Below are 20,530 nucleotides of genomic sequence, written 5' to 3' on the forward strand. Positions count from 1 at the left end.
GTCGCCTCCTGTGATGTTCCTGGTGCTGTCCGGCGTGCCCTCAGCGATCGCGTCACGCGCGTCGACGGTCATCGCCCGGCTTCGGACAGCGCCAGCCCGGTGCCCGCATCGAACAGGTGCGCACGGTCCAGGTCGACCGTGACGAGCAGCCGCTCGCCCGGCGTACCGGTGACGGTGGTTCGTGCCTTGACCTTGAGGATCTCCTTCCCCACGCGGACGTCGACCACCGTCCGGTCACCGAGCGGCTCAAGGCCGTAGAGCTCACCCGACAACGACGCGTCCCCACGCTGCTCGACGGACAGGTCCTCCGCGCGCAGGCCCAGCAGCAGCGGACGACCGTCCTCGGCCGTGGTCCAGCGGGGCCGCGGCAGCGTCCAGCCGTCCGCCCCGACCAGACGATCTCCCTCGGCATGGCAGGCGAGCAGGCTGATCGGCGGGCTCCCGACGAATCCCGCGACCCACTGGCTGGCCGGACGCTCGTACACCTCGGCCGGCGTTCCGACCTGCTGCACCTTCCCCTCCTTGAGCACCGCGACCTGGTCGGCCATGGACAGGGCCTCGACCTGGTCGTTGGTCACGTAGACGAAGGTCGCTCCGAGGCTGCGGTGGATGCGGGTGAGCTCGGTGCGCATCTCGACGCGGAGCTTGAGATCGAGGTTCGTCAGCGGCTCGTCCATGAGGAACGCGCGTGGGCGACGGACGAGCGCGCGGGCCAGGGCGACGCGCTGCATCTCACCGCCCGACAACTGCGCCGGACGACGCTGCAGCAGACGTTCGATGTGCAGCAGGCTCGAGATCCGCTCGACCGCGGCGGCGATCTCGCTCGCGGAACGGCGGCGTGCCCGCAGCGGCGAGGCGATGTTCTCGTACGCCGTGTGCCGCGGGTAGAGGGCGTAGTTCTGGAAGACCATGGCCAGGTCGCGTGCGGCCGGGGCGTCACCGGTCGCGTCCTTCCCGTCCAGATGCACCGACCCGGCGTCGAGCTTCTCAAGGCCGGCGATCGCTCGCAGGGTCGTCGTCTTGCCCGCCCCTGAGGGTCCGAGCACGACGAAGAACGATCCGTCCGGCACGTCCAGCGTCACCCCGTCCAGAGCCTGGACTTTGCCGAAGGACTTGCGCAGCCCGCGCACTGTCACGCTACCCATCAGGCCACCAGCTCTTCCGTGCTCGCGTCGTAGACCACCGGGGTCCCGCCGGTGTGCCGCAGCCCGACCGGTGCGTCAGCGGCGAAACGCACGGTCGGCGGCATCCGCACCCGCACGTCCCGCCGGCCGCCGTGGTCGACCACGTAGATGATCTCGTCGCCGAGCCACTCGGCCGAGACCACGCGGGCCGGGACCGAACGTTCGGCCTGGGGTTCGGTGACTTCCAGCGCCTCCGGCCGGACGCCTGCGACCAGGCGACGGTCGCGCGGCAGGCCCGGCGGTGGCATGAGGGCCAGTCCGCCCTGACCGCGCAGCTTCCCGTCGGCCACCTCCACCTCGATCAGATTCATCGGCGGGGAGCCGATGAACGCGGCGCAGAAGAGACTCGCCGGACGGTCGTAGACCTCCAGCGGCGTGCCGATCTGCTCGACGCGGCCCTTGTTGAGTATGGCGATCCTGTGACCGAGCGACATGGCCTCGACCTGGTCGTGGGTGACGTAGACCATCGTCGTCCCCAGCTCCCCCTGCAGGTGCTTGATCTCCGTGCGCATGTCCGTCCGCAGCTCCGCGTCCAGATTGGTGAGAGGTTCGTCCATGAGGAAGGCGCGCGGCCGTCGCACCAGGGCGCGAGCGAGCGCGACGCGCTGCTGCTCCCCGCCGGACAGCCGGCGCGGCCGCCGGTCCAGGAGCGGACCGAGCCGCATCAGCCGGGCGGCCTCCTCGACCCGCTCATGCACCTCCGCCTTGGGCAGTCCCTCGGCCCGCAGGGGGAACGCCAGGTTGTCGCGGGTTCTCAGATGCGGATAGAGAGCGTAGAACTGGAAGACCATGGCGATGTCGCGCTCGGCGGGCGGCAGGTCGTTGACCAGCGTGTCGCCGATGCGGATGTCGCCCGTCGTCTGCCTCTCCAGGCCGGCTATGGCCCGCAGCGTGGTCGTCTTGCCGCAACCCGAAGGGCCGAGCATCACGAACAGCTCACCGTCGCGGATGGCCAGGTCCACGTGATCGACCGCGACCGTCCCGTCCGGGTAGCGCTTGTGCAGGGCCTTCACCTCGATGCCCGCCATCAGCGTCGCACCGCCCCGAGCGTCACACCGGCGACGAGGTGCTTGCGCACCAGGTAGGCGAAGACGAGCACCGGCAGGGCGAACACCACGGATGCGGCGGCCACCAGGCCCCAGTCCACGGTGGTTCCGCCGATGAGGCCGGCGATGGCGGGTGGCGCCGTCCGCACGCTGTCGCTGGAGGTGAGGAAGATGGCGAACACGAACTCGTTCCACGAGAAGATGAGGGCGAAGACCGCCGTCGCGGCGATGCCGGGCAGGAGCAGGGGGAGGGTGAATCGCCAGAACGCCTGCAAGCGGGTGTAGCCGTCGAGCATGGCGGCGTCCTCGTACTCCGCGGGCACCTCGTCGACGAACCCCTTCATCATCCAGATCGTGAACGGGACGTTGAACGCGGCGTAGATGAGGATCAGGCCGAGCTTGGTGTCGATGAGCCCGACCTGGCGATACATGAGGAAGATCGGGATCACGACCACCACGGGCGGCATGAAGCGCGTGGACAGGATGAAGAACAGCTGGTCCTTCTTGGCCTTCATGGCGAAGCGTGAGTAGGCCCAGGCCGCCGGCACCCCCAGCACGGTGGCCAGCGCCGTGGAGGCCCCGGCGACCACCACGGAGTTGAGAAATGCGGCGGACAGGGTCGAACGACCGCTGCCGGAGGCGACGAACACGTCCTTGTAATGGTCCAAGGTGACCTTGAAGTCGAAGAACTTGGCCGGGATGGCGTAGACGTCCCGGTTCTCCTTGATGGACGTCTCGATCATCCACAACACAGGGAAGAGCATCACGGCGGCCAGCACGGTCAGCAGCGCGACCTCCAGCGCGGAGCGGCCGCGGCCGCCGAAGCGGCGCGCGGGGGACCTGCGATCCCGGTCAGGCCGTGCGGACACGGCCTCGTCGACGGAGACTGCCATCAGTCCTCCTTGAGCTTGTTCAAGTAGCGCAGGTAGAGCTGGGTGAGGACGATGACGACGAGGATCATCAGGATCCCGTACGCCGAGGCGGTTCCGGTGTTGAAGCCCAGGAACGCGACCTTGTAGACGTGGAACGACAACGTCTCGGTGGAGACCCCCGGGCCTCCGCTGGTGAGGATGTAGACGAGGTCGAACAGCCGGAAGGCCTCGATGGCCCTGAACAGCACGGCGATGAGGAGCAGTGGCCACACCAGCGGAAGGGTGATGGTGCGGAACCGGAACCACTCGGACGCCCGATCGATCGAGGCGGCCTCGTACAAGTACTTGGGAACCGCGGTGAGGCCCGCTAGTGCGATGAGCATGATGAACGGCGTCCACTGCCAGGTGTCGACCAGGATCAGGGAGATCAGTGCCGTTCGCTGCCCGGTGAGCCACTCCACCTGCCCCAGGCCGAGCGAGCCGAGCATGCTGTTGATCACGCCGAACTGCGCGTCGAGCATGAATCGCCAGAACAGCCCGACCACGACCGGCGACAGCATCATCGGCACCAGGAACAGCGTGGTCAGCAGCCCTCGCCCGTGCGTGCGCCGGGAGATCAGGTAGGCGATGGCGAAACCGAGCACGGTCTGCAGGGTGACCGCGCCGATCACGTAGATCAACGTCGTCAAGGCCCTCAGGTGGACCTGCTCCGAAGCCAGGATGGCGGTGTAGTTCCCGAACCCGATGAACTGGGCCGGCCCCCCGCGGGTGGCCGAGTAGTCGGTGAAGGACAGGTACAACGCCCACAGCAACGGAAACACCGACATCGCGAGCAACAGCAGCAGCGCGGGCGAGGTGAAGGCCACGGCGAGCCCGCGATCGCTGAGGCGGCGGAACCGGCCCTGAGCAGGCGGTGGCGCAGACGCCGCCTGCTCAGGGTGGTCGGTCGTCAGGGGGGCGGAGTCACTCACAGTCCGCCGCCGCCCTTCCCGCTGGCGGCGTCGAGCACGCTCTGCTGCTCCTTCGCGATGTCGTCGAGCGCCTCCTTCGGCGCCTTCGCGCCGTTGAGCGCCGCGTTCACGTTGGTGTTCTCGATGTCGACGAGGCGCGCGTACTCGGGCACATTCCACATGTCCCGCATCCGCGGCACCGAGTCGGTGTACACCTGGTTGAACGGCGCGGCATCGAGGAACTCGGGCGACTCCAGGGCGTCCGTACGCGACGGCACGCCACCGGCCGCGGCCCACTTCTTCTGGATGTCGGCCTGCTCGAACCACTTCATGAAGTTCAGGGCCTCGGCCTGGTTCGCCTCGGGGGAATAGGCCGACACGTGCATCCCCATGCCGCCGAGAGGCACCAGGTTCGTCTTCTGGCTCGGCAGGGTGGCGAAGCCCAGCTTGTCGAGGATCTGCTCCCGCGTGGTGCCGAGCGTCGACTGCTTCGGGTCGAGCAGGCCGCCGCTCGCGGCGATCCAGTTGAACGCGATGCACGCCTTGCCCTGGGCGACCGCCGCGTTCACCTCGTCGATGAACCAGTTGCCCGAGCCCTTGGCGGTCAGCGGCTTCATCTTGTTGACCAGGACGTCCATCGCCTCCTGGCCGGCAGCGTCGTTGAGGACGCCGTCGATCTTGCGCGTCTTGGGGTTCCAGAGGTTGCCGCCGTAGACGCCGTTGACCGTGTTGTAGGTGACGGCCGCGGCGTCGGAGCCGTTGGCCTGGTGGAAGGCCAGCCCGCTGACGCCGGGGTTGTCCGCCTGGCACCTCTCGGCGACTGAGATCATCTCGTCCCAGGTCTGCGGTGGCTTGTCGCCGATCAGGTCCTTGCGGTAGATCATCGTCCAGGTGTCGCCGAGCAGCGGCAGTCCGTACAGGCTGGCGTTCTCGTCGCGCTTCCCGGTCTCCGCCTGGGGGAACTGGCCGTAGGCCGCCAGGAGGTAGGGGTTGTAGGCATTGACGTCGATGTTCTTCTTGACGAAGTCGGTGAGGTCCAGGATGTTGCCGTTCGTCACGGCCTCGCCGATGTGTTGCGAGTCCAGGATCGGGATGTCGAAGTCGGTCTTGTGCGCGGCGAACTGGGTGAACATCGCGTCGTGCCAGTTCGCGTTCGGCACGGTCTTGACCTTGACGGTCACGTTCGGCCGTTCCTTGGCGTACTCCGCGTTCGCGAAGGTCTCCAGCGCGTGGGCGGGGGGCCAGTCGAACCAGATGAAGCTGAGGGTCAGCGGATCTTTGGTGAGCTCCGGGATGTCCGCCGGTGCCTTGGGGGCGCTGTCGTTCTGGCCGCCGCAGGCCGCCACGGTCGTGGCCACCACCATGGCCGCCGTCGCCAGCCGCACCTTTCGGCTGGGAACGGACAGTCGTCCTCTTCGCTTGGGATACCGCATCTTCTCGCCTGCTTTCTGGGCGGGGGGCTTTGGAGCCTTGCTGCGTGCTTCGCCGAGCGGTTGCCGGCTTGTTCAGGCGTGTCGCCGGGCGGCGCGGGGGCTGACCCGCGGACCGGAGTCACGAATGCGCCGCGACGTGATGGGCTTCAAGCAGTCGAACCGAGTCGGATGTCGAGCATGCTCATGGAAGCTCCAACTGATCGAAGCGGAGCGATGACGGACGGTTCCCCGATAGGTGAGGGATGGCTGGCATCCGCCACCTTTCCTATACGATCCGATGGGGAGCGTCAATATCCCGCAGTATGGCGACCGATGACAACAGGTTCCCGAAGACGCGAGAAAGGACCTCACGTCACGATGGACGACGAAGCGGTGATCGCGTGGCGCCGTGAGGCCATGACGGGCGGAGCGCCGCGAAGATCTCGCGGCCGGCTCGCCGACGAGGTGTACGACACGCTGCTCGGACAGATGATGTCGCTCCGGATAGAGCCCGGCTCCCGCGTCACGATCGATGTCCTGGCGCGAGAGCTGGGGGTCTCACAGACGCCGATCCGGGACGCCCTGAACCGCATGGAGGCCGAGGGCCTGGTCGTGCGCGTGCCCCATGCCGGCTATCGCATTCCCCCCCAGATCACCCGCCACCGATTCGAGGACATGCTCGAGCTCCGCCTGCTCCTCGAGCCGGCGGCGGCGCGCAGGTCGGCGGAACGCGCATCCTCGGAGCAGGTGGCCGGCATGCGACGGATGCTGGAGGACATGGCGGAGCTGGAGGGCGGCAAGGGACCCATGGCCTATGGCGCCTTCGGGCTGCGCGACGCCGCCTTTCACGATCTCGTCGCCCTGAGCGCGGAGAACCAGGTCATCCGCGAAGCACTCGCCCGCCTGCACACCCACGTGCACCTCTTCCGGCTGCACCGCGACGCCCAGGTCACCCACCTGGCCATGGCCGAGCACGAAGAGGTGCTGGCCGCGATCGCCGCGCGTGACCCCGACGCCGCCGCCTACGCCATGCGCCGGCACATCCTGCGGTCCGGCGAGCGGTTCCGGCGCTTGTTCGACGAGGCCGAGGGCGCGGACGGAAGGGCGGCAGAGGCTTGACGGGCGGGCCGGACCGAGGAATGCTAACTCAACATCCGATCGGATCGGATCGGATTGGATCCACCTCACCCGCCCAGATGCGAGGAGAAACAGGTGCCCAGAGCGCTGCTCCTGACCGGCGACGCCGCCGAGGAGCTCGACACCATGTATCCCTACTATCGCGTGCAGGAGGGCGGCTGGGACGTCGACGTCTCGTCACGGACGATGCGTGACGTTCAGCTGGTCATCCACGAGTTCGACCCCAACTCCGACGCCTACGTGGAGAAGAACGGCCGGAAGCTGCCGGTGGACGTGCCCTGGGCCGAGGTCGACGTCGAGCGCTATGACGCCCTCATCATCCCTGGGGGACGTGCTCCCGAGTGGATCCGGGTCGACGCCGACGTCAGGCGCATCACCGAGCACTTCTTCGCGCGCAACCTCCCGATCGCGCTGGTGTGCCACGGCGCGCAGGTGCCGGCCGTGTACGGGCTGCTGAAAGGGCGGAAGACGGCGTGCTTCCCGCCCATCACCGGTGACATGGAGAACGCGGGCGCGACGGTCATCGACGCTCCCGACGTCGTGGACGGCAACCTCGTCTCCTGCCGGGGGTGGCCGGACATGCCGCAGTTCGGCAGGGCGATGATGGAGGTCTTCTCGAAGTCACTCAACTCCGCCTCGTCATGAGCACGCCTGGCCCGTCCCGGTGACGGCACAGCGGACCGTCACCGTCGGCGGCTCCCCCGTCCACGTCCTGGAGAGCGGCACCGGGCCCGCGGTGCTGATGCTGCACGGCTCCGGACCCGGTACGACCGGATCCGGCGCCTGGGCGGCGACCGCACAGACACTGGGCACGTCCTTGCACCTGGTGGCTCCTGACCAGGCGGGGTTCGGCCGTACGCCGATCCCGCCGGGCTCCAGGGGCGGGCTCCGGCTGTGGACGGAGCAGGCCGCGGGCCTGATGGACGCTCTCGGCGCCGAGCGCTACGCCGTGGTGGGCCACTCCATGGGCGGCGCCGTGGCGCTGGCGCTGGCGGCCGCGCGTCCCCGGCAGGTCACCCGTGTCGTGGCGGTCTCGACGATGGGCGCCCCCGGGGCGCCGCTGTCCGCCGAACTCGACGCGGTCTGGGCCGCCGCCCCCGGCCCGCTCGGGGCCCGCGACATGTTGAGTCGCCTGGTCCTCGACCAGGCGCTCGTGACCGAGTCGGCCGTCGCCGCCCGTGCGGCCGCGATGCGAGCGGGGGCGGCCGCGTACACGTCGTTGTTCCCTCCACCCAGGGCACGTTGGGCCGACGACCTCACCCTCTCGGCGCGGACGCTGGCCGGAATCCGCGCGCCCGTACTGCTCGTCCACGGCGCCGAGGACCGAGTCACCCCCCTCGGGACGGCAGCCCTGCCCCTGCTCGACCACCTGCCCGATGTCCGTCTGCACGTGTTCGGCCGGTGCGGCCACGTGCCGCCGCTCGAGCACCCGCACGACTTCAGGCGACTCCTGTCGTGCTTCCTCGGCCGGGACCGAGCTTCCTGATCGCTGCGACGGGTCCGCAGCCCGTCCGCAAGCTCCGGATTCACCATCAGTTGGGGAGCGCCGCCTGCGATGGACACTGCCGCGACCATGCCGTACGCGTCGCTCGCACCTCTCACCGCCCTGTTGATCGCCGCGGCGGCCGCGCTGCCGGCGGCCTGCTCGGCCCAGGCGCCATGCGGGCCGTGCTGTCGTGTTCGTCCCGCTGTCAGGAGATGCCACCGACCACTCACGCCGGACGATCAACGCTGTGATCCGCGACGGCGCCGGCAGGATCGTGGGACGCGGGCAGGCGACCTTCCCCGAATATCGGCCGCTCGAACAGACAGAACCATGCCACTGCCATGAGGCCCGTACCGATCTGTCCGTACAAGAGAGCTCCCGATGGCGGTGACGTCGAGTCTCATGGCGGAAGTGTCGGTGGCGGGTGCTTGGGTGGGGGCATGCGTTACGGCATCGACGTCGCGATCCTCGGTGAGCTCGCGGAGCCGGCGCGGCTGGTCGCTCTCGCCCGCGAGGCTGAGGCGGCCGGGTGGGACGCCGTACTGGTGTGGGATCATCTGGCCTTCGCCTGGGGCACGCCGTCGGCGGATCCGTGGGTGGCGCTGGCCGCGGCGGCTCAGGCGACCTCGCGGATCAGGCTGGGCACGGCGGTGACGGCCGTGGCCCGCCATCGGCCGGAGGTCCTAGCCCACACCGTGGCGACGCTCGACAGGCTGAGCGGTGGCCGCGTGATCTTGGGGGCCGGGCTGGGTGGCGTGCGCGAGGAGTTCACCGCTTTCGGTTCGGCGCGTCCTGGCGGGGCGGCGCTCGACGAGGCTCTCGACGTGATGTCCTCGCTCTGGTCCGGTGACGAGGTCCGGCACCGGGGCGCTCATTACACGGTGGACGGGGTGCGGCTCGCGCCGCTGCCGCTCCAGCGGCCCCGGGTCCCGGTGTGGGTCGGCGGCACCGCCGCGGGCGCGCTCCGGCGGGCCGCCCGCTGGGACGGCTGGATCGTCGCCGGCGACGACCAGGAGGGCCGTATGACGCTCTCGCCCGGCTCCCTGGACGCTCAGGTCGCCGAGCTGCGCCGGCACCGGGCCACCGCAGACGATCTCGACGTGGCGGTCATCGGCGTGAGCGAGCCGGGCTCGGCGGTGCGGGCCTACGCCGAGGCGGGCGCCACGTGGTGGCTGGAACACCTCCACGGCTACCGGGGCTCGGTGGAACGGCTGATGCAGCGCGTGAGGGCGGGCCCGCCCACGTGACGCACGTGCGGTGCGGGCGCGTCGCCCTGTCCGTCATTTCCTGATATTTCCGGCCGCCCCCATGCATACGAACGCCGATCATGGTGGATAACGTGACCGGTGACCTGAGGCGGTGGTGGACCCTGTGCAGCAGATCCCGGACGAAGACGTGACCCGCGCGCTCATCGTGAGCGGCCACCTCGTCGACGCCCCCGGCAGGAACCCGCCGCGCTTCCCCCAGGCGCAGGTCGGCGCGGTGACCGCCGCCATGAGCGCCGCCTTCGACGCCTGGCACGTCGGCCCGGGCACCACCGTGATCTGCGGCGGCGCGCGCGGCGCGGACATCATCGGCGCGGAACAGGCCCTTCTCCGCGGCGCCTCAGTACGCCTGTGCCTGGCGCTGCCGCCGGATGGTTTCGCCCGCCGGTCGGTGGACCTGGAGGGCACCGACTGGCGCGAACGGTTCGAGCGGCTGTGCCGGCGTGCCCGCGTCGCCGTACTGCCCGGCGATCCGGGCCGCGGTGACGAGGTGTTCGCGCGGACGAACGAGTGGATGGTACGGCTGGCACGCGCCCTCGACCCCGAGCCGCGCGCGGTCGTCGTCTGGGACGGCCGCCCGGGCGACGGCGCCGGCGGCACGTCCGACCTGGTCCGCCTGCTCGGTCACAACCCCGGCCCCGGACGCCTGCACGTCATCGACCCTCGCCCCCAGGAGATCTCGCGATCCCCCTGGGAGTGAGGGCCCTCCTGTCCCGCCGGGCCGTCTTTGCGGCTACGAGGCCGCCGGGCGGTAGACGTCATTGACGTCCACCGGGGCCGCGCCGGCCGCCGTGCCGCCGCCCGGGATGTAGATCGTGCCGCCCACCGCAACGGCGGCGGTGCCGTGCCGGGGCACCGGCATCGGCGCCAGGCGCACCCAGCGGTCGTGCGCCGTGTCGTACGCCTCGGTCTCGGAGAAGACCGTGTTCGGGTTCGTCCCGTCGTGCCGTCCCTCGCCGCCGAACGTGTAGATCTTGCCGTCCACGGCCGCGGCGGCGATCCCGCCCCGGGCCGTCGGCATCGGCGCCCGCTCCGACCAGCGGCGCGCGCGCAGGTCGAGCGCGTACACGGTGTCGCGCACGTTGACCTGGCCCCGGTCGCGGCCGCCGAGCACGTAGAAGGTCGAGCCGATGACGGCGCCGCCGACGTGGTCGCGCGCCTGCGGAAGGCTCGGCAGCCGCTCCCACCGGCCGGTCGCGACGTCGTACGACGACACGAGGTCCACCGTGTCCTGCAGGCCGCCGGGGCCGGGCGTCAGCGTGCGCATGCCCCCCGCCAGATAGATCTTCGTCCCGCGCACGCCCATGGCGGCGCTGCCCCGTTCGATGCCGGCGGGCATCGGTGGCAGCGGCGTCCACTTGTCGGTACGCGGGTCGTACACGAAGCTGTCCCGCAGTGCCTGCCACGACGCGCCGCCGGACAGCCCGCCGAGTACGTAGATCCGGCCGCCGACGGTCGCCACGTTGGGATGGTTCATCGGGACGGGCAGCGGGGCCACCGTCGACCAGGTGTCGCGCCGGGTGTCATAGACCTCCATCCGCCCGGTGGTCTCGACGCCGCCGGCCGCGTCAGGGATGATGCCGCCGATGAGGTACACCCGGTGACCGACCGCGGCGACGCTGTGCTCCTGGCGGGGCCCCTGGCCGATCGCCGCCCGCGGCCGCCACCCCTTCCCGTAGACCGGCTCGGCGGCGGGAACCGTCGCGGTCGCCGTGGGCGTCGGGTGGTCGGGGTGCGCGTGAGCGGGCAGGGCAGGGCTCGCCGCGAGGACCGCGCCGAGGAGCAGGGCGATACCACGTCTCATGATGCCTCCTAGCCTTCGTCGGTGCTCGGGCCGTCGGGGCCACGAACGCCTTGGGTCCCCTCACGCTCGCCTGCCACCCGGCCGCGGGCCAGGGCTGCGTTCACCCAGGGGTTGTCACCCCCTGGCTACGGCCACCGCTGGAGGTCACGATGGAGAGGTGAACCTCCGCGAACTCGCCGCGTTCCTGAAGACCTGCCGCGCCCGCGTCCGTCCGGCGGACGTCGGCCTGCCCGCCGGCACCCGGCGCCGGGTGCCCGGGCTGCGCCGGGAGGAGGTCGCGCAGCTCGCGGGCCTGTCAGCGGACTACTACACCGAGCTCGAACGCGGGCGGGGCGCCCAGCCGTCGGCCCAGACGCTGGCCGCGCTCGCCCGCGCGCTGCGACTGGGGGGCGACGAGCGCGATCACCTGTTCCATCTCGCGGAACGGCCTGTCCCGGCGGTGCACGGCACGACCACGCACGTCCAGCCGTCCATGCTGGCCATGCTGGACCGGCTGGTCACGACGCCCGCGATGATCATCACCGACCTGCACGCGACCCTCGTCCAGAACGACCTGGCCGCCGCCCTGATCGGCCGGCACCCGATGCGGCAGGGCCCGAGGGCCAGCTACGTCTACCGCTGGTTCACCGACCCCGCCGCCCGCGCCCTCTATCCACCGGAGGAGCACCCGCATCATTCGCGCGTCTTCGTCTCCGACCTGCGAGCGGTCGCCGCCCGCCGCGGCCGCGACCCGCACGTGGCGCAGATGGTCGCCGCGCTGCGGCGGCGCAGCGCCGAATTCGCCGCCCTATGGGACACCCATGACGTGGCGCTGCGCCGCGCCGACCACAAGCGCCTGGTCCACCCGGTGCTGGGGATCATCGAGGTGGACTGCCACAGCCTGTTCAGCGAGGACGGCCGCCAGCGCCTGCTGTGGTTCACCGCGCCACCCGGCAGCCAGGGGGCGGCCCAGCTGGAGCTGCTGTCGGTCATCGGCACCCAGGACATGAGCCCGGAGGGCGCGCACGTCAGCGGTCCGGGCGTGAACGCGGACGCTTCGACGGGCTGACGTGGTCGGGCCATCGGTTCTCATCGGGTGGTCAGCACGGGGTGCCAGATGCTGTCCCAGCCGTCGTCCTTGCGGTAGGCCGACAATGGGGTGATTTCTTGTTGACCACGGTGACCCCCGTTGTGGAATTCACTGGTGTACTTGCCCGGCGGCCAAGCGCGATCAGCCGGCCGTCATCTGCCTCCGCCAGGAGGTCCGGCACGGGTTGGCTGCCGGTTTCCTGCCGGGTGACTCTGTCGCGACGATGACGGCCGGCAGAGCGACGACGCGCCTCTTCGGGCGCCCCACGGGCCGTTCTTCCCTCGACGCCGTTCATTCCCTTCTCCCCGACCGCTGTGATCGGCTCAGGCGAGCGTGAGCCTGACCTGGTGAAGGCCGGTCAGCGTGGCCGGCAGCAAGTCCACCTCGTGACCGTCGAGGCGGAAGTCCCGTACCGTCGTACCGCTCCCCGACACCGTGACGCGCAGGGTCATGTCGCGGTAGCGCAAGCCGTCCAGGGTCGCCTCGCCCCAATCGCTCGGTACGGCGGGCGCGAAGCGGATGCCCTCCCGCTCGAACCGCAGGCCGAACAGGCCATGGTGGACCAGGCCGAGCAGGGTCGTGGCGGACCAGGTCTGGTCGGGCTCCGACGGCCACTGCCTGCCCTGCTGCCATCCCCCGTCCGGGCGGCCGGTGACGGGGTGGTAGACCTCGTACAGGCCGTCGTCGCCGAACAACGTCACGAGGTCGGTCAGCGTCTCCAGGAACCGGTCCGTACGTCCGATCCTGGCCATGGCGTCGCCCCAGACGGCCATCACCATGGGCCAGCAGCTCGCGTTGTGCCGGCCGGGACGCTCGGGACCGTAGCGGTCGAAGTGCGGCCAGACATTGACGACGCCGCGCGGCTCGCGGTGCGTGTTCGCCGCGATGAGAGCCGCCTGCCGGTCGTCGGCGATGCCGAAGATGATGGCCAGGGCGAGGCCGAGCGTCTCTTCGTGGGGGTCCAGGCGGCCATCCTCGTGCCGGAAATATCCGTACAGACCGGCGTCCTCGCGCCACAGCCACCGGTTCACCGCGGCCGCCGTCGCCTCGGCCCGCTCCAGATGCGGGCGCCCGTCGCGGCCGAGTGCGCCCGCCATCATCGCCAGCGCCCGATGGGCGGCGGCGTGGACGGCGTTGGTCGACAGGCACATGATCATGTGGGTCCGCGGGTAGTCGAGCACGAAGCTGGAGTCGATGCGCGGATCGTTCGGCGGCTCGGGGTAGCCCGAAATGCCGTCCTGCATGACGGCGGGGCCGCGATAGAGCCCGTACGCGGTGTCGTACCGCTCCTTGTCCAGCACGTCCATGGTCGCGGCGGCGATCGCGTACGCACGCCGCAGGAAGTCCTCGTCACCGGTCACCAGCACGTGGTGCCAGGCGGCGACCGCCCAGATGATCTGGTCCCACCACTGGTCGTCCTGCTGGACGAGCGTGTCGCCGGCCACCGCGAGGAGGGTGTCGCGGGCGGCGTCCGGGGACAGGAGGCTGGCCGCGTACCAGGCGTTGATGGAGGCGTCCCTGGTCCACGGGTCCGGGTAGCCGCCGCCGGCGCGGATGACGCCGCCGATCGTGTTGACGTTCAGCAGAGTGTGCTGGGCTGCCGCATAAATCCGGGTAAGGGCGGAATCCGGGCAGATCAGCGCGGGCGGGTGAGGCATGCCGGGATGATACTTGTCGCCCTTGCCTTGCGAGAGGATTTATGCCGCGTATCCCAGCAAGAGCGCTGATCAGCGACGCAGAACAATGGCGAAAAAGGCTTCGTCTGAGCGGCCGATCCAGCATCCTGGGCGTGTCCAGAACTGCCGTGAGCAGAGCTCTTTCTCTGGCCCCCTTTCTCTTTGAAGAGGTATCCGTGACTCGGTATGCCATCGACCGTGCCCACAACACGCTGCTCGCCCTGTGGAGCACCGGCATCGGCGACACCGCCATCATCGTGGCCCGGCTCACCCACGACCAGCTCCCCCACAACACCCGCGAACTCGCCGGTGCGCTGACCCGCCTGTCCCACGTCTGCTGGCGTTCCTACACCCACCCCGCCAGCGCCGCCGACCCCGACGCCCCCAACGGCCTGGCCAGGCAGCGGCAGCAGGAACGCGACGCGTTCGCCAGGATCCTTCCCCTCATCACCGCCACCCGCCCCAGCGACCAGCCCGCCACCACCAAAGTCGAACACGCCGCCCTCGCGCTCGCCCGCGTCCTGCGCGTACTCGACGCCTCCCAGCTCACCACCCTCGTCACCACCGACGTCGCCGCCGAACTCGCCGCCATCGAGCAGGCCGAACGCGGCGACCTGTCCGACCGCGCCCAGCAGGCCGCCACCCTCAGCCGCGAGGACGCCTCACCCCTGCAGATCTCCCAAGCCGACCGCCTGCTCCGCGACAACCCCTTCGGCAACCAGGACCTCCTCACCCAAGTCGACCCCACGGCGGCCGCCATCGCCGCCGCCCACTGGTTTCACGCCGCCCTCGCCGTCACCGCCCGCCACACCGGCATGCACCCCCTGCACGTCGTCGCCGGAGCCGAACAACCCGACAAACCCCTCGCCATCGAAAGCCTCACGGACGTCACCACCGCCATGGACGACGGCACCCGCGCCCGCCACGTCGTCATGCCGCTCATCCGCAACGCCCTGCACATCGCCGACGGGCACCTGCACGGCATCCTCGACGTCCAGGAACGCCTCACCGCCGCCCACCACCTCATCGACAAGGCCCGCACCACCCACCCCGAACTGAACCTCACCCCCGCCACCATCCATCTCCCCCTCACCGCCCTCGACCCGGCCCGCCCCGCCCCCGACCTCCTCGACAACCTCCTCCACGCCATCACCACCTGCTGGCACCTCTACCAGCACCACACCGAGAACCCGCACTCACAGGAAGCCCGCCAAACCTTCGTCACCGCGCTCCGAGAAGAAGCAGCGAGCAGACCCGAAAGACTCCTGTAGCGGGCCACCGACGTGTCACTGCTGGAACTGCTGGTGCGGTGTTCGATGGTGCGGTGTTCGATGGTGCGGTGTTCGATGGTGCGGTGTTCGATGGTGCGCAGCCGGACTGCCCGGCGGACTTCGTACCGCAGTCCCTGGAGCCGTGACCGCACGGGCGGTCAGTCCGGCCCGGGCGGCCCCGGTGTCATGCCGGGCATGCCCGGGCCTCTCGGGAAGCAGGGTGGATTCTGCTCACCGAACCACTGGGCCAGGTACCGCCGCATTGTCCGCACCTCCGCCCACTGGTCGTCGCGCACCTTGCGGGCGAAGCCGGCGACCTCGGCATGCTGCGCCTCACCATGCATGAGGAGCTGCTGCGACATCATGATCGCCATCATGTGGTGCGGGATCATGTGCCGCAGGAACGTCTGGTCGAGCTGATCCCCCGAGAGCCCTGACAGGTCCGGCATCGTGGTTTCGCGCGGGCTCGGCGCCTGGCTTCTCGGATACCACCGCTCCAGCCAGCCCTTCATCTCGCCGACCTCGGCGGTCTGCGTCGTGACGATGGACTGCCCGAGCTGCCGCATCTCCGGCCGCTCGGAACGCCGCAACTGCCGCGCCGCCGTGATGGCGTCCTCGTGGTGCGGCACCATCTGCGACAGGTAGTCGTACTCGCTGGTGATGACATGCATCTGCCCTGCTCCAGGGCAGGTCGGTTGGGGTGGCGGGGAGCCTTTCCGGGCCGTCGCCGTCGCCGTGGCCCCGGGACCCACGGCGACGGCGGCCAGGACTGCTCCTGCGGCCATCGCGGTCTTCGTACAGCGTCGCTTCATGCGTCCCCCTAACGCCGATCCGACACCTACCCGGGCCCGCATCCTTCACTTGGTTGTGCCATATCGACCGTTATCGACTACTCGGTCCAGGCAAGTCCTCTTGAGGTGCCTCGAAGATTCCGGACAGCCAGCTACATAAGCTGACAGCAGTCTGGAAGAGGTAGGTACGTGACGAGGCGTCGCAGGCAGTTCTCGCCGGAGTTCAAGGAAGAAGCCGTCCGCATGGTGCTGGAGGGTGGTCACGGTGAACACGCACGTCGATGAGGCCTCGGACGACGACGTCTCCTACGTTCGCGATCTGGGCCTGATCCGAAGAACCGGAGCACCGGAGATCGCAAATCCGATCTACCGACAGTTCCTGCTGCGGCACTCGCCCCTGTGCGCCGACCTGCTACGCCGGGAACAGCAGGGACCTTTCACCGACGAGAAGCTGGCCGAGGTCCGCATGAGGACCTTTGGATCCCCAGACTTACTTAGTGGCAGACTGTGACCATGCCGCCACCCCGAGCAAGATATTTCAACACCACAGGTCCCTGCGACCCCCAGCTCCACTACATGCTGCCGCCCGCACCCCGGCTTCCCGAGGCGCGGGCCCTCATCGAGATGGACCGCTACTTCGTCCTGCACGCCCCCCGGCAGACCGGTAAGACGACCATCCTGCGCACCCTGGCCTCCGACCTGGCCACCGAGGGCGACATCGCCGTCCTGTCGTTCTCCTGCGAGCGCGCCAAGATCTTCAGTAACGACGTCGCCGCAACCGAGACGATTCTGCTGGACTCGCTCCGCAGGGCCGCCGTCTTGTCGGGATGGCCCGAGGAGCTGCTGCCGCCGGGCTCCTGGCCGGAGGAGCAGGCGGGCACCCGGTTCGGCAATGCGCTGAGCGCATGGTGCAGTCGCTGCCCGCGCCGGGTCGTGCTGTTCCTCGACGAGATCGACGCCCTGCAGGGCGAGAGCCTGGTCAGCGTCCTCAGCCAGCTTCGCGACGGTCATAACATACGGCCGGACGGCTATCCGTTCCCCGCGTCGGTGGTGCTGTGCGGGTTGCGGGACGTGCGTGACTACAAGATCGCTTCGGGCGGCGCCCCTGACCGGTATAACGCGGCCAGCCCGTTCAACATCATCCGCAAATCGCTACGCCTGGGTGATTTCACCGCCGGCCAGATCGCCGAACTCTATGACCAGCACACCCAGGCGACCGGCCAGGAGTTCACCAAAGACGCGGTGGACCGCGTCTTCGAACTGACCCAAGGACAACCCTGGCTGGTCAACGCCCTCGCCGATGAGATCATCACCGAGATGGGCGTGACCGGGACCATCGCCACTGAGCAAGTGGAGGAGGCGAAGGAGCGGTTGATCCGGGCGCGCGCCATCCACCTGGACTCTCTGGCGGCTCGGCTGTACGAGCCTCGGGTCAAGCGGGTGATGGAGCCGATCGTGGCCGGCGGCCCCTACACTGACCGCGGCAATTCCGAGGACCTGTCCTACGCCCGCGATCTGGGCCTGATCACGCAACAACCTCCGCCACAGGTGGCCAACCCGATCTACCGGGAGGTCATCCTGCGCGTGCTGGGCGACCTCACGGAGCAGAACATCCACGCCGATCCGCACAGCTTCGTGCTCCCCGACGGCCGGTTCGACCTGTCCCGCCTGCTCCGCGAGTTCGTCGTCTTTTGGCGCGAGCACGGCGAAGTGCTCATCCAGCAGGAGGGCTACCACGAGGCCGCGTGTCAGATCATCCTCATGGCCTTCCTGCACCGCCTGGTCAACGGCGGCGGCTACCTCGACCGCGAGTACGCCGCCGGCACCAAACGCCTGGACGTGCTCGTTCGCTGGCCGTACAGCGGTCCGGAAGGCGAACGACTGATGCAACGCGAAGCCATGGAGCTCAAGGTGTGGCGGCCAGGCGCGGACGACCCGAAGCCCGAGGGCCTGGCCCAGCTCGACCGCTACCTCGACCGGCTGACCCTGGACACCGGTGTCCTGGTCATCTTCGACCGCCGTCCCGAGGCCCCGCCCTGGCAGGAACGCGGCGGCTTCGCCCAGGCCACCACCCCGTCCGGCCGCCAGGTCACCGTCCTGCGTGTGTGACGGCTGTTCGTGGCGGGCTAAAATGCCTACGTAGCCGCCGCATGGTTCTCATGCTGGGCCCGCTGACCACCACCGGAGCCAGATCGGATCACCATGCCGATGTCCAGGGCAGAGATGATCTCGCACGTCCTTGATGGCGCCGAGCCTCTGACGCAACGGCTCCCCGGCCCCGGAGAGGTCGGCGCCGTCGCTCGCTGGCACTCCGCTGACGGCCTCGGAGCAGTGCTTTTCCTCAGACACCGCCGAGACGGCATGCTGGCCGCCGAGCTGTCCCTTGCCGTGCGTGACACTACGGGGAAGTGGCGAGACCTGGGGCTGGACTCGGGCGCGAACGAGTATCCCGACTTCTTCTCGCAACTACGAGATCCGTCCGATGTCGTCCCTCTGGGCGTCACGGAGACTCTCGTTTCCGAGGCCGAGTTCCGCGGCGGGGCGGCGACCTCTGTGCGATTTTTTGAGGTGTGGGTCGGTGGTGCGATCACGTCGATCACCTGCACGACCGAATCGACCACAACGGAGCAGGAAATATCGCCACTCGGCGCCTGCCTCGTGGGCGTTGTGGGAGAAGGCCGCGCGACGGCACACGTGCGAGCGCAAGGGAAAACTCTGCACATCATGCCCATGTCCGCGTCCACCATCGAGTGAATAGCTCGCAGGAAGAGGTCGGCATGACGTCTTCCTGCCCTCATCTTGGGGTGCCATCGCGGCTACTGGTCGGTTTCGAGGGTGACGACGTAGCCGATGAAGTCGCGGTCGTCGTCGGAGGTCGGCGGGCGTGAGCCGTCGGCGGAGGTGAGCGGGGTCAGGACGGCGTCGGCCGGGTGGAGGTAGGTCTCGCCCTCCGCCTGTACGTGACGGGCGTGGACGGCGGAGATCTGCTTGACCTGGGCTTCGACGGTGATGTGGGCTGCGGTGGGTTCGTCGTGGTGTTCTTCGCCCCACTCGATGGTGGCGGCGGTCTCCTCGCCCAGGGCGCGTGTCAGCCACTCGCGGTCCGCCGGGGCGAGGGTCCAGGTGACCGCCGATCCGACGTGGAAGGGGTCGCCGCAGCACTCCATCTGCCACTCGTCGACCCAGACGTTCCATCTCACTCCGGCAATGTACCCGGCGGCCTTGGGCCTTCCCACGGGTGGCGGGCGGGTGTATCTGTAGGGAAATCGATTTGCATCACTCGCGCGCGCGTCCGTCGGAACGGTGGAGGGAAGGCGATGGCAGATCAGGGAGGGCTCCGCAGGCGGTCGTTCCTCGTCGGTGGTGGCTTGGGTGCGATGGCGATGCTGGGCGGTGGCGCGGCGCAGATCGTGACGGCGGGTACGGCCTGGGCCGAGCCGGCGGGCGATCCGCGGCGGACGGCGGCCGGTATGGCGGCGAATACAGCAGGGGCAGGGGCAGGGGCAGGGGCGGGAACAGGGGCGGCGGGCGCGCTGAGGCGGGCGGCCCTCGCCAAGGGGATCAGGTACGGCTCGTCCGCCGCCACCTGGCAGGTGCAGCCGGACCCCGGCTACGCGGAGTTGTACGCGCGCGAGAGCGGCATGCTGCTCACCGAGGACGATCTCCTGTGGTACCGGCTCAAACCAACCCCCGACGCGCCGCTCGACTTCACGTACGGCGACCAGATCGTGCAGTACGCCGCCGGCAACGGCCAGCCGGTCCTCGCCGCCCACCTGGTCTGGGACGAGGGCCTGGGCGACGGCTGGGAGCCGGACGCCCTGTTCGGCCTCGGCGAGCGGGAGGCCCGCGACCTGCTCTTCGGCACGATCAAGAGAGAGGTCGCCCACTACGCGGGCCGGGTCAAGGCATGGGTGGTCGCGAACGAGGTGACCGACGGCGAGGACAAGGACGCCAACGGTTACTGGACGGAGGAGCCCTGGTACCAGACCATCGGCCCCTCCTACGTCGAGGAGGCGTTCCGCCTCGCGCACCGCCATGACCCCCGAGCGGTGCTGCTCATCAACGAGTTCGGCTTCGAGACCGGGGATGACGCGGTCGCCCGCCGCAGGTCGATGCTCAAGGCCATCGACCATCTGAAGAGCAGGAACGTCCCCGTGCACGCCCTGGGCGTCCAGGCGCACCTGAACGCCGCCTGGTTCGCCGAGACCTTCGACGCGAAGGCGTACCGGAGCTTCCTCAGACAGGTCGCGGCGCGAGGGCTGTCGATCTTCATCACGGAGATGGACGTCCAGGACGACGGCCTGCCCGCCGACGTCGCCGTCAGGGACGCGGCCGTCGCGGAGGTCTACGCGCGCTACCTGTCCGTGGCCCTCCAGGAGCCGGCGGTGAAAGTGGTGCTGAGCTTCGGCCTCAGCGACCGCTACACCTGGCTGCAGGAGGACTACCCGCGTGAGGACGGGGCCGCGCGCCGGCCGCTGCCGTTCGACGAGGACCTGCGGCCGAAGCCGGCGTACGCGGCGATGCTGCGCGCGTTCCGGCAGGCCCCGGCACGCCGGCCCCTCTGAGC

At 69.6% G+C, this 20,530-nt stretch carries 20 protein-coding genes; 11 read left to right on the forward strand and 9 right to left on the reverse strand.

Going from position 1 to position 20,530, the window contains the following annotated elements:
* Positions 1–68: 68 nt before the first annotated feature.
* The 5 genes from ACFFR3_RS16280 to ACFFR3_RS16300 are packed head-to-tail and all read right to left on the reverse strand — an operon-like array spanning position 69 to position 5,485.
* A complete protein-coding gene (locus ACFFR3_RS16280) occupies positions 69–1,145 on the reverse strand; it encodes an ABC transporter ATP-binding protein (protein ID WP_345400537.1) in 1,077 nt (358 codons plus the stop codon).
* Complete coding sequence (locus tag ACFFR3_RS16285) at positions 1,145–2,212, reverse strand: ABC transporter ATP-binding protein (protein WP_364383402.1); 1,068 nt, start codon at positions 2,210–2,212, stop codon at positions 1,145–1,147. The genes ACFFR3_RS16280 and ACFFR3_RS16285 overlap by 1 nt, the downstream gene beginning before the upstream one ends.
* On the reverse strand, positions 2,212–3,123 hold the full coding sequence (locus tag ACFFR3_RS16290; protein ID WP_364383399.1) for a carbohydrate ABC transporter permease: 912 nt from the start codon (positions 3,121–3,123) through the stop codon (positions 2,212–2,214). The genes ACFFR3_RS16285 and ACFFR3_RS16290 overlap by 1 nt, the downstream gene beginning before the upstream one ends.
* Positions 3,123–4,073: a carbohydrate ABC transporter permease gene (locus ACFFR3_RS16295; RefSeq protein ID WP_379483359.1), complete on the reverse strand. Its 951-nt coding sequence runs from the start codon at positions 4,071–4,073 to the stop codon at positions 3,123–3,125. The genes ACFFR3_RS16290 and ACFFR3_RS16295 overlap by 1 nt, the downstream gene beginning before the upstream one ends.
* Positions 4,070–5,485, reverse strand: a complete 1,416-nt coding sequence (locus ACFFR3_RS16300; RefSeq protein ID WP_379483360.1) for an extracellular solute-binding protein — start codon at positions 5,483–5,485, stop codon at positions 4,070–4,072. The genes ACFFR3_RS16295 and ACFFR3_RS16300 overlap by 4 nt, the downstream gene beginning before the upstream one ends.
* Positions 5,486–5,842: 357 nt before the next feature.
* On the opposite strand from ACFFR3_RS16300, the gene ACFFR3_RS16305 reads away from it, so the two are divergent.
* The 5 genes from ACFFR3_RS16305 (at position 5,843) to ACFFR3_RS16325 (ending at position 10,052) form a co-directional block, all read left to right on the forward strand.
* Positions 5,843–6,583, forward strand: a complete 741-nt coding sequence (locus ACFFR3_RS16305) for a GntR family transcriptional regulator (protein WP_379483361.1) — start codon at positions 5,843–5,845, stop codon at positions 6,581–6,583.
* Positions 6,584–6,676: 93 nt separating this feature from the next.
* Positions 6,677–7,246 (forward strand): DJ-1/PfpI family protein, encoded by a 570-nt coding sequence (locus tag ACFFR3_RS16310; RefSeq protein ID WP_345400512.1) that lies wholly within the window; start codon positions 6,677–6,679, stop codon positions 7,244–7,246.
* A gap of 19 nt (positions 7,247–7,265) precedes the next feature.
* Complete coding sequence (locus tag ACFFR3_RS16315) at positions 7,266–8,087, forward strand: alpha/beta fold hydrolase (protein ID WP_379483362.1); 822 nt, start codon at positions 7,266–7,268, stop codon at positions 8,085–8,087.
* A 440-nt stretch (positions 8,088–8,527) separates the two neighbouring features.
* Positions 8,528–9,334, forward strand: a complete 807-nt coding sequence (locus ACFFR3_RS16320; RefSeq protein ID WP_379483363.1) for a TIGR03619 family F420-dependent LLM class oxidoreductase — start codon at positions 8,528–8,530, stop codon at positions 9,332–9,334.
* 124 nt (positions 9,335–9,458) lie between these two features.
* Positions 9,459–10,052: a hypothetical protein gene (locus ACFFR3_RS16325; RefSeq protein WP_379483364.1), complete on the forward strand. Its 594-nt coding sequence runs from the start codon at positions 9,459–9,461 to the stop codon at positions 10,050–10,052.
* Positions 10,053–10,085: 33 nt separating this feature from the next.
* On the opposite strand, the gene ACFFR3_RS16330 is transcribed toward ACFFR3_RS16325, so the two are convergent.
* Positions 10,086–11,156, reverse strand: a complete 1,071-nt coding sequence (locus tag ACFFR3_RS16330) for a Kelch repeat-containing protein (RefSeq protein WP_379483365.1) — start codon at positions 11,154–11,156, stop codon at positions 10,086–10,088.
* A 157-nt stretch (positions 11,157–11,313) separates the two neighbouring features.
* Between ACFFR3_RS16330 and ACFFR3_RS16335 the strand changes: the two genes are divergently transcribed.
* Positions 11,314–12,204 (forward strand): MmyB family transcriptional regulator, encoded by an 891-nt coding sequence (locus ACFFR3_RS16335; protein WP_345400494.1) that lies wholly within the window; start codon positions 11,314–11,316, stop codon positions 12,202–12,204.
* A 344-nt stretch (positions 12,205–12,548) separates the two neighbouring features.
* On the opposite strand, the gene ACFFR3_RS16340 is transcribed toward ACFFR3_RS16335, so the two are convergent.
* Complete coding sequence (locus ACFFR3_RS16340; RefSeq protein WP_379483366.1) at positions 12,549–13,883, reverse strand: MGH1-like glycoside hydrolase domain-containing protein; 1,335 nt, start codon at positions 13,881–13,883, stop codon at positions 12,549–12,551.
* 194 nt (positions 13,884–14,077) lie between these two features.
* Between ACFFR3_RS16340 and ACFFR3_RS16345 the strand changes: the two genes are divergently transcribed.
* Positions 14,078–15,172, forward strand: a complete 1,095-nt coding sequence (locus tag ACFFR3_RS16345; RefSeq protein ID WP_364383368.1) for a hypothetical protein — start codon at positions 14,078–14,080, stop codon at positions 15,170–15,172.
* Positions 15,173–15,330: 158 nt separating this feature from the next.
* Here ACFFR3_RS16345 and ACFFR3_RS16350 read toward each other — a convergent pair whose 3' ends face one another.
* The gene (locus ACFFR3_RS16350; protein WP_345400482.1) at positions 15,331–15,843 is read right to left on the reverse strand and encodes a DUF305 domain-containing protein; all 513 of its coding nucleotides are present in this window, start codon (positions 15,841–15,843) and stop codon (positions 15,331–15,333) included.
* 385 nt (positions 15,844–16,228) lie between these two features.
* Here ACFFR3_RS16350 and ACFFR3_RS16355 point away from each other — a divergent pair, with 385 nt between their 5' ends.
* The 3 genes from ACFFR3_RS16355 (at position 16,229) to ACFFR3_RS16365 (ending at position 18,717) form a co-directional block, all read left to right on the forward strand.
* Complete coding sequence (locus ACFFR3_RS16355; RefSeq protein ID WP_379483367.1) at positions 16,229–16,474, forward strand: hypothetical protein; 246 nt, start codon at positions 16,229–16,231, stop codon at positions 16,472–16,474.
* Between the two features lie 2 nt (positions 16,475–16,476).
* Positions 16,477–18,072: an AAA family ATPase gene (locus ACFFR3_RS16360; RefSeq protein WP_379483368.1), complete on the forward strand. Its 1,596-nt coding sequence runs from the start codon at positions 16,477–16,479 to the stop codon at positions 18,070–18,072.
* A 252-nt stretch (positions 18,073–18,324) separates the two neighbouring features.
* On the forward strand, positions 18,325–18,717 hold the full coding sequence (locus ACFFR3_RS16365) for a hypothetical protein (protein ID WP_364383355.1): 393 nt from the start codon (positions 18,325–18,327) through the stop codon (positions 18,715–18,717).
* Positions 18,718–18,779: 62 nt separating this feature from the next.
* On the opposite strand, the gene ACFFR3_RS16370 is transcribed toward ACFFR3_RS16365, so the two are convergent.
* A complete protein-coding gene (locus ACFFR3_RS16370) occupies positions 18,780–19,163 on the reverse strand; it encodes a DUF6578 domain-containing protein (RefSeq protein ID WP_345400470.1) in 384 nt (127 codons plus the stop codon).
* A 117-nt stretch (positions 19,164–19,280) separates the two neighbouring features.
* Here ACFFR3_RS16370 and ACFFR3_RS16375 point away from each other — a divergent pair, with 117 nt between their 5' ends.
* A complete protein-coding gene (locus ACFFR3_RS16375) occupies positions 19,281–20,528 on the forward strand; it encodes an endo-1,4-beta-xylanase (RefSeq protein WP_379483369.1) in 1,248 nt (415 codons plus the stop codon).
* Positions 20,529–20,530 lie beyond the last annotated feature (2 nt).

The sequence above is a fragment of the Nonomuraea salmonea genome (assembly GCF_042428605.1).
Taxonomy (GTDB): domain Bacteria; phylum Actinomycetota; class Actinomycetes; order Streptosporangiales; family Streptosporangiaceae; genus Nonomuraea; species Nonomuraea salmonea.

Coding starts and splice junctions, on each gene's coding strand:
- ACFFR3_RS16280 (WP_345400537.1), bottom strand. CDS start 1,145: ATGGGTAGCGTGACAGTGCGCGGGCTGCGCAAGTCCTTCGGCAAAGTC.
- ACFFR3_RS16285 (WP_364383402.1), bottom strand. CDS start 2,212: ATGGCGGGCATCGAGGTGAAGGCCCTGCACAAGCGCTACCCGGACGGG.
- ACFFR3_RS16290 (WP_364383399.1), bottom strand. CDS start 3,123: ATGGCAGTCTCCGTCGACGAGGCCGTGTCCGCACGGCCTGACCGGGAT.
- ACFFR3_RS16300 (WP_379483360.1), bottom strand. CDS start 5,485: ATGCGGTATCCCAAGCGAAGAGGACGACTGTCCGTTCCCAGCCGAAAG.
- ACFFR3_RS16305 (WP_379483361.1), top strand. CDS start 5,843: ATGGACGACGAAGCGGTGATCGCGTGGCGCCGTGAGGCCATGACGGGC.
- ACFFR3_RS16320 (WP_379483363.1), top strand. CDS start 8,528: ATGCGTTACGGCATCGACGTCGCGATCCTCGGTGAGCTCGCGGAGCCG.
- ACFFR3_RS16330 (WP_379483365.1), bottom strand. CDS start 11,156: ATGAGACGTGGTATCGCCCTGCTCCTCGGCGCGGTCCTCGCGGCGAGC.
- ACFFR3_RS16340 (WP_379483366.1), bottom strand. CDS start 13,883: ATGCCTCACCCGCCCGCGCTGATCTGCCCGGATTCCGCCCTTACCCGG.
- ACFFR3_RS16350 (WP_345400482.1), bottom strand. CDS start 15,843: ATGCATGTCATCACCAGCGAGTACGACTACCTGTCGCAGATGGTGCCG.
- ACFFR3_RS16360 (WP_379483368.1), top strand. CDS start 16,477: ATGCCGCCACCCCGAGCAAGATATTTCAACACCACAGGTCCCTGCGAC.
- ACFFR3_RS16365 (WP_364383355.1), top strand. CDS start 18,325: ATGCTGGCCGCCGAGCTGTCCCTTGCCGTGCGTGACACTACGGGGAAG.
- ACFFR3_RS16375 (WP_379483369.1), top strand. CDS start 19,281: ATGGCAGATCAGGGAGGGCTCCGCAGGCGGTCGTTCCTCGTCGGTGGT.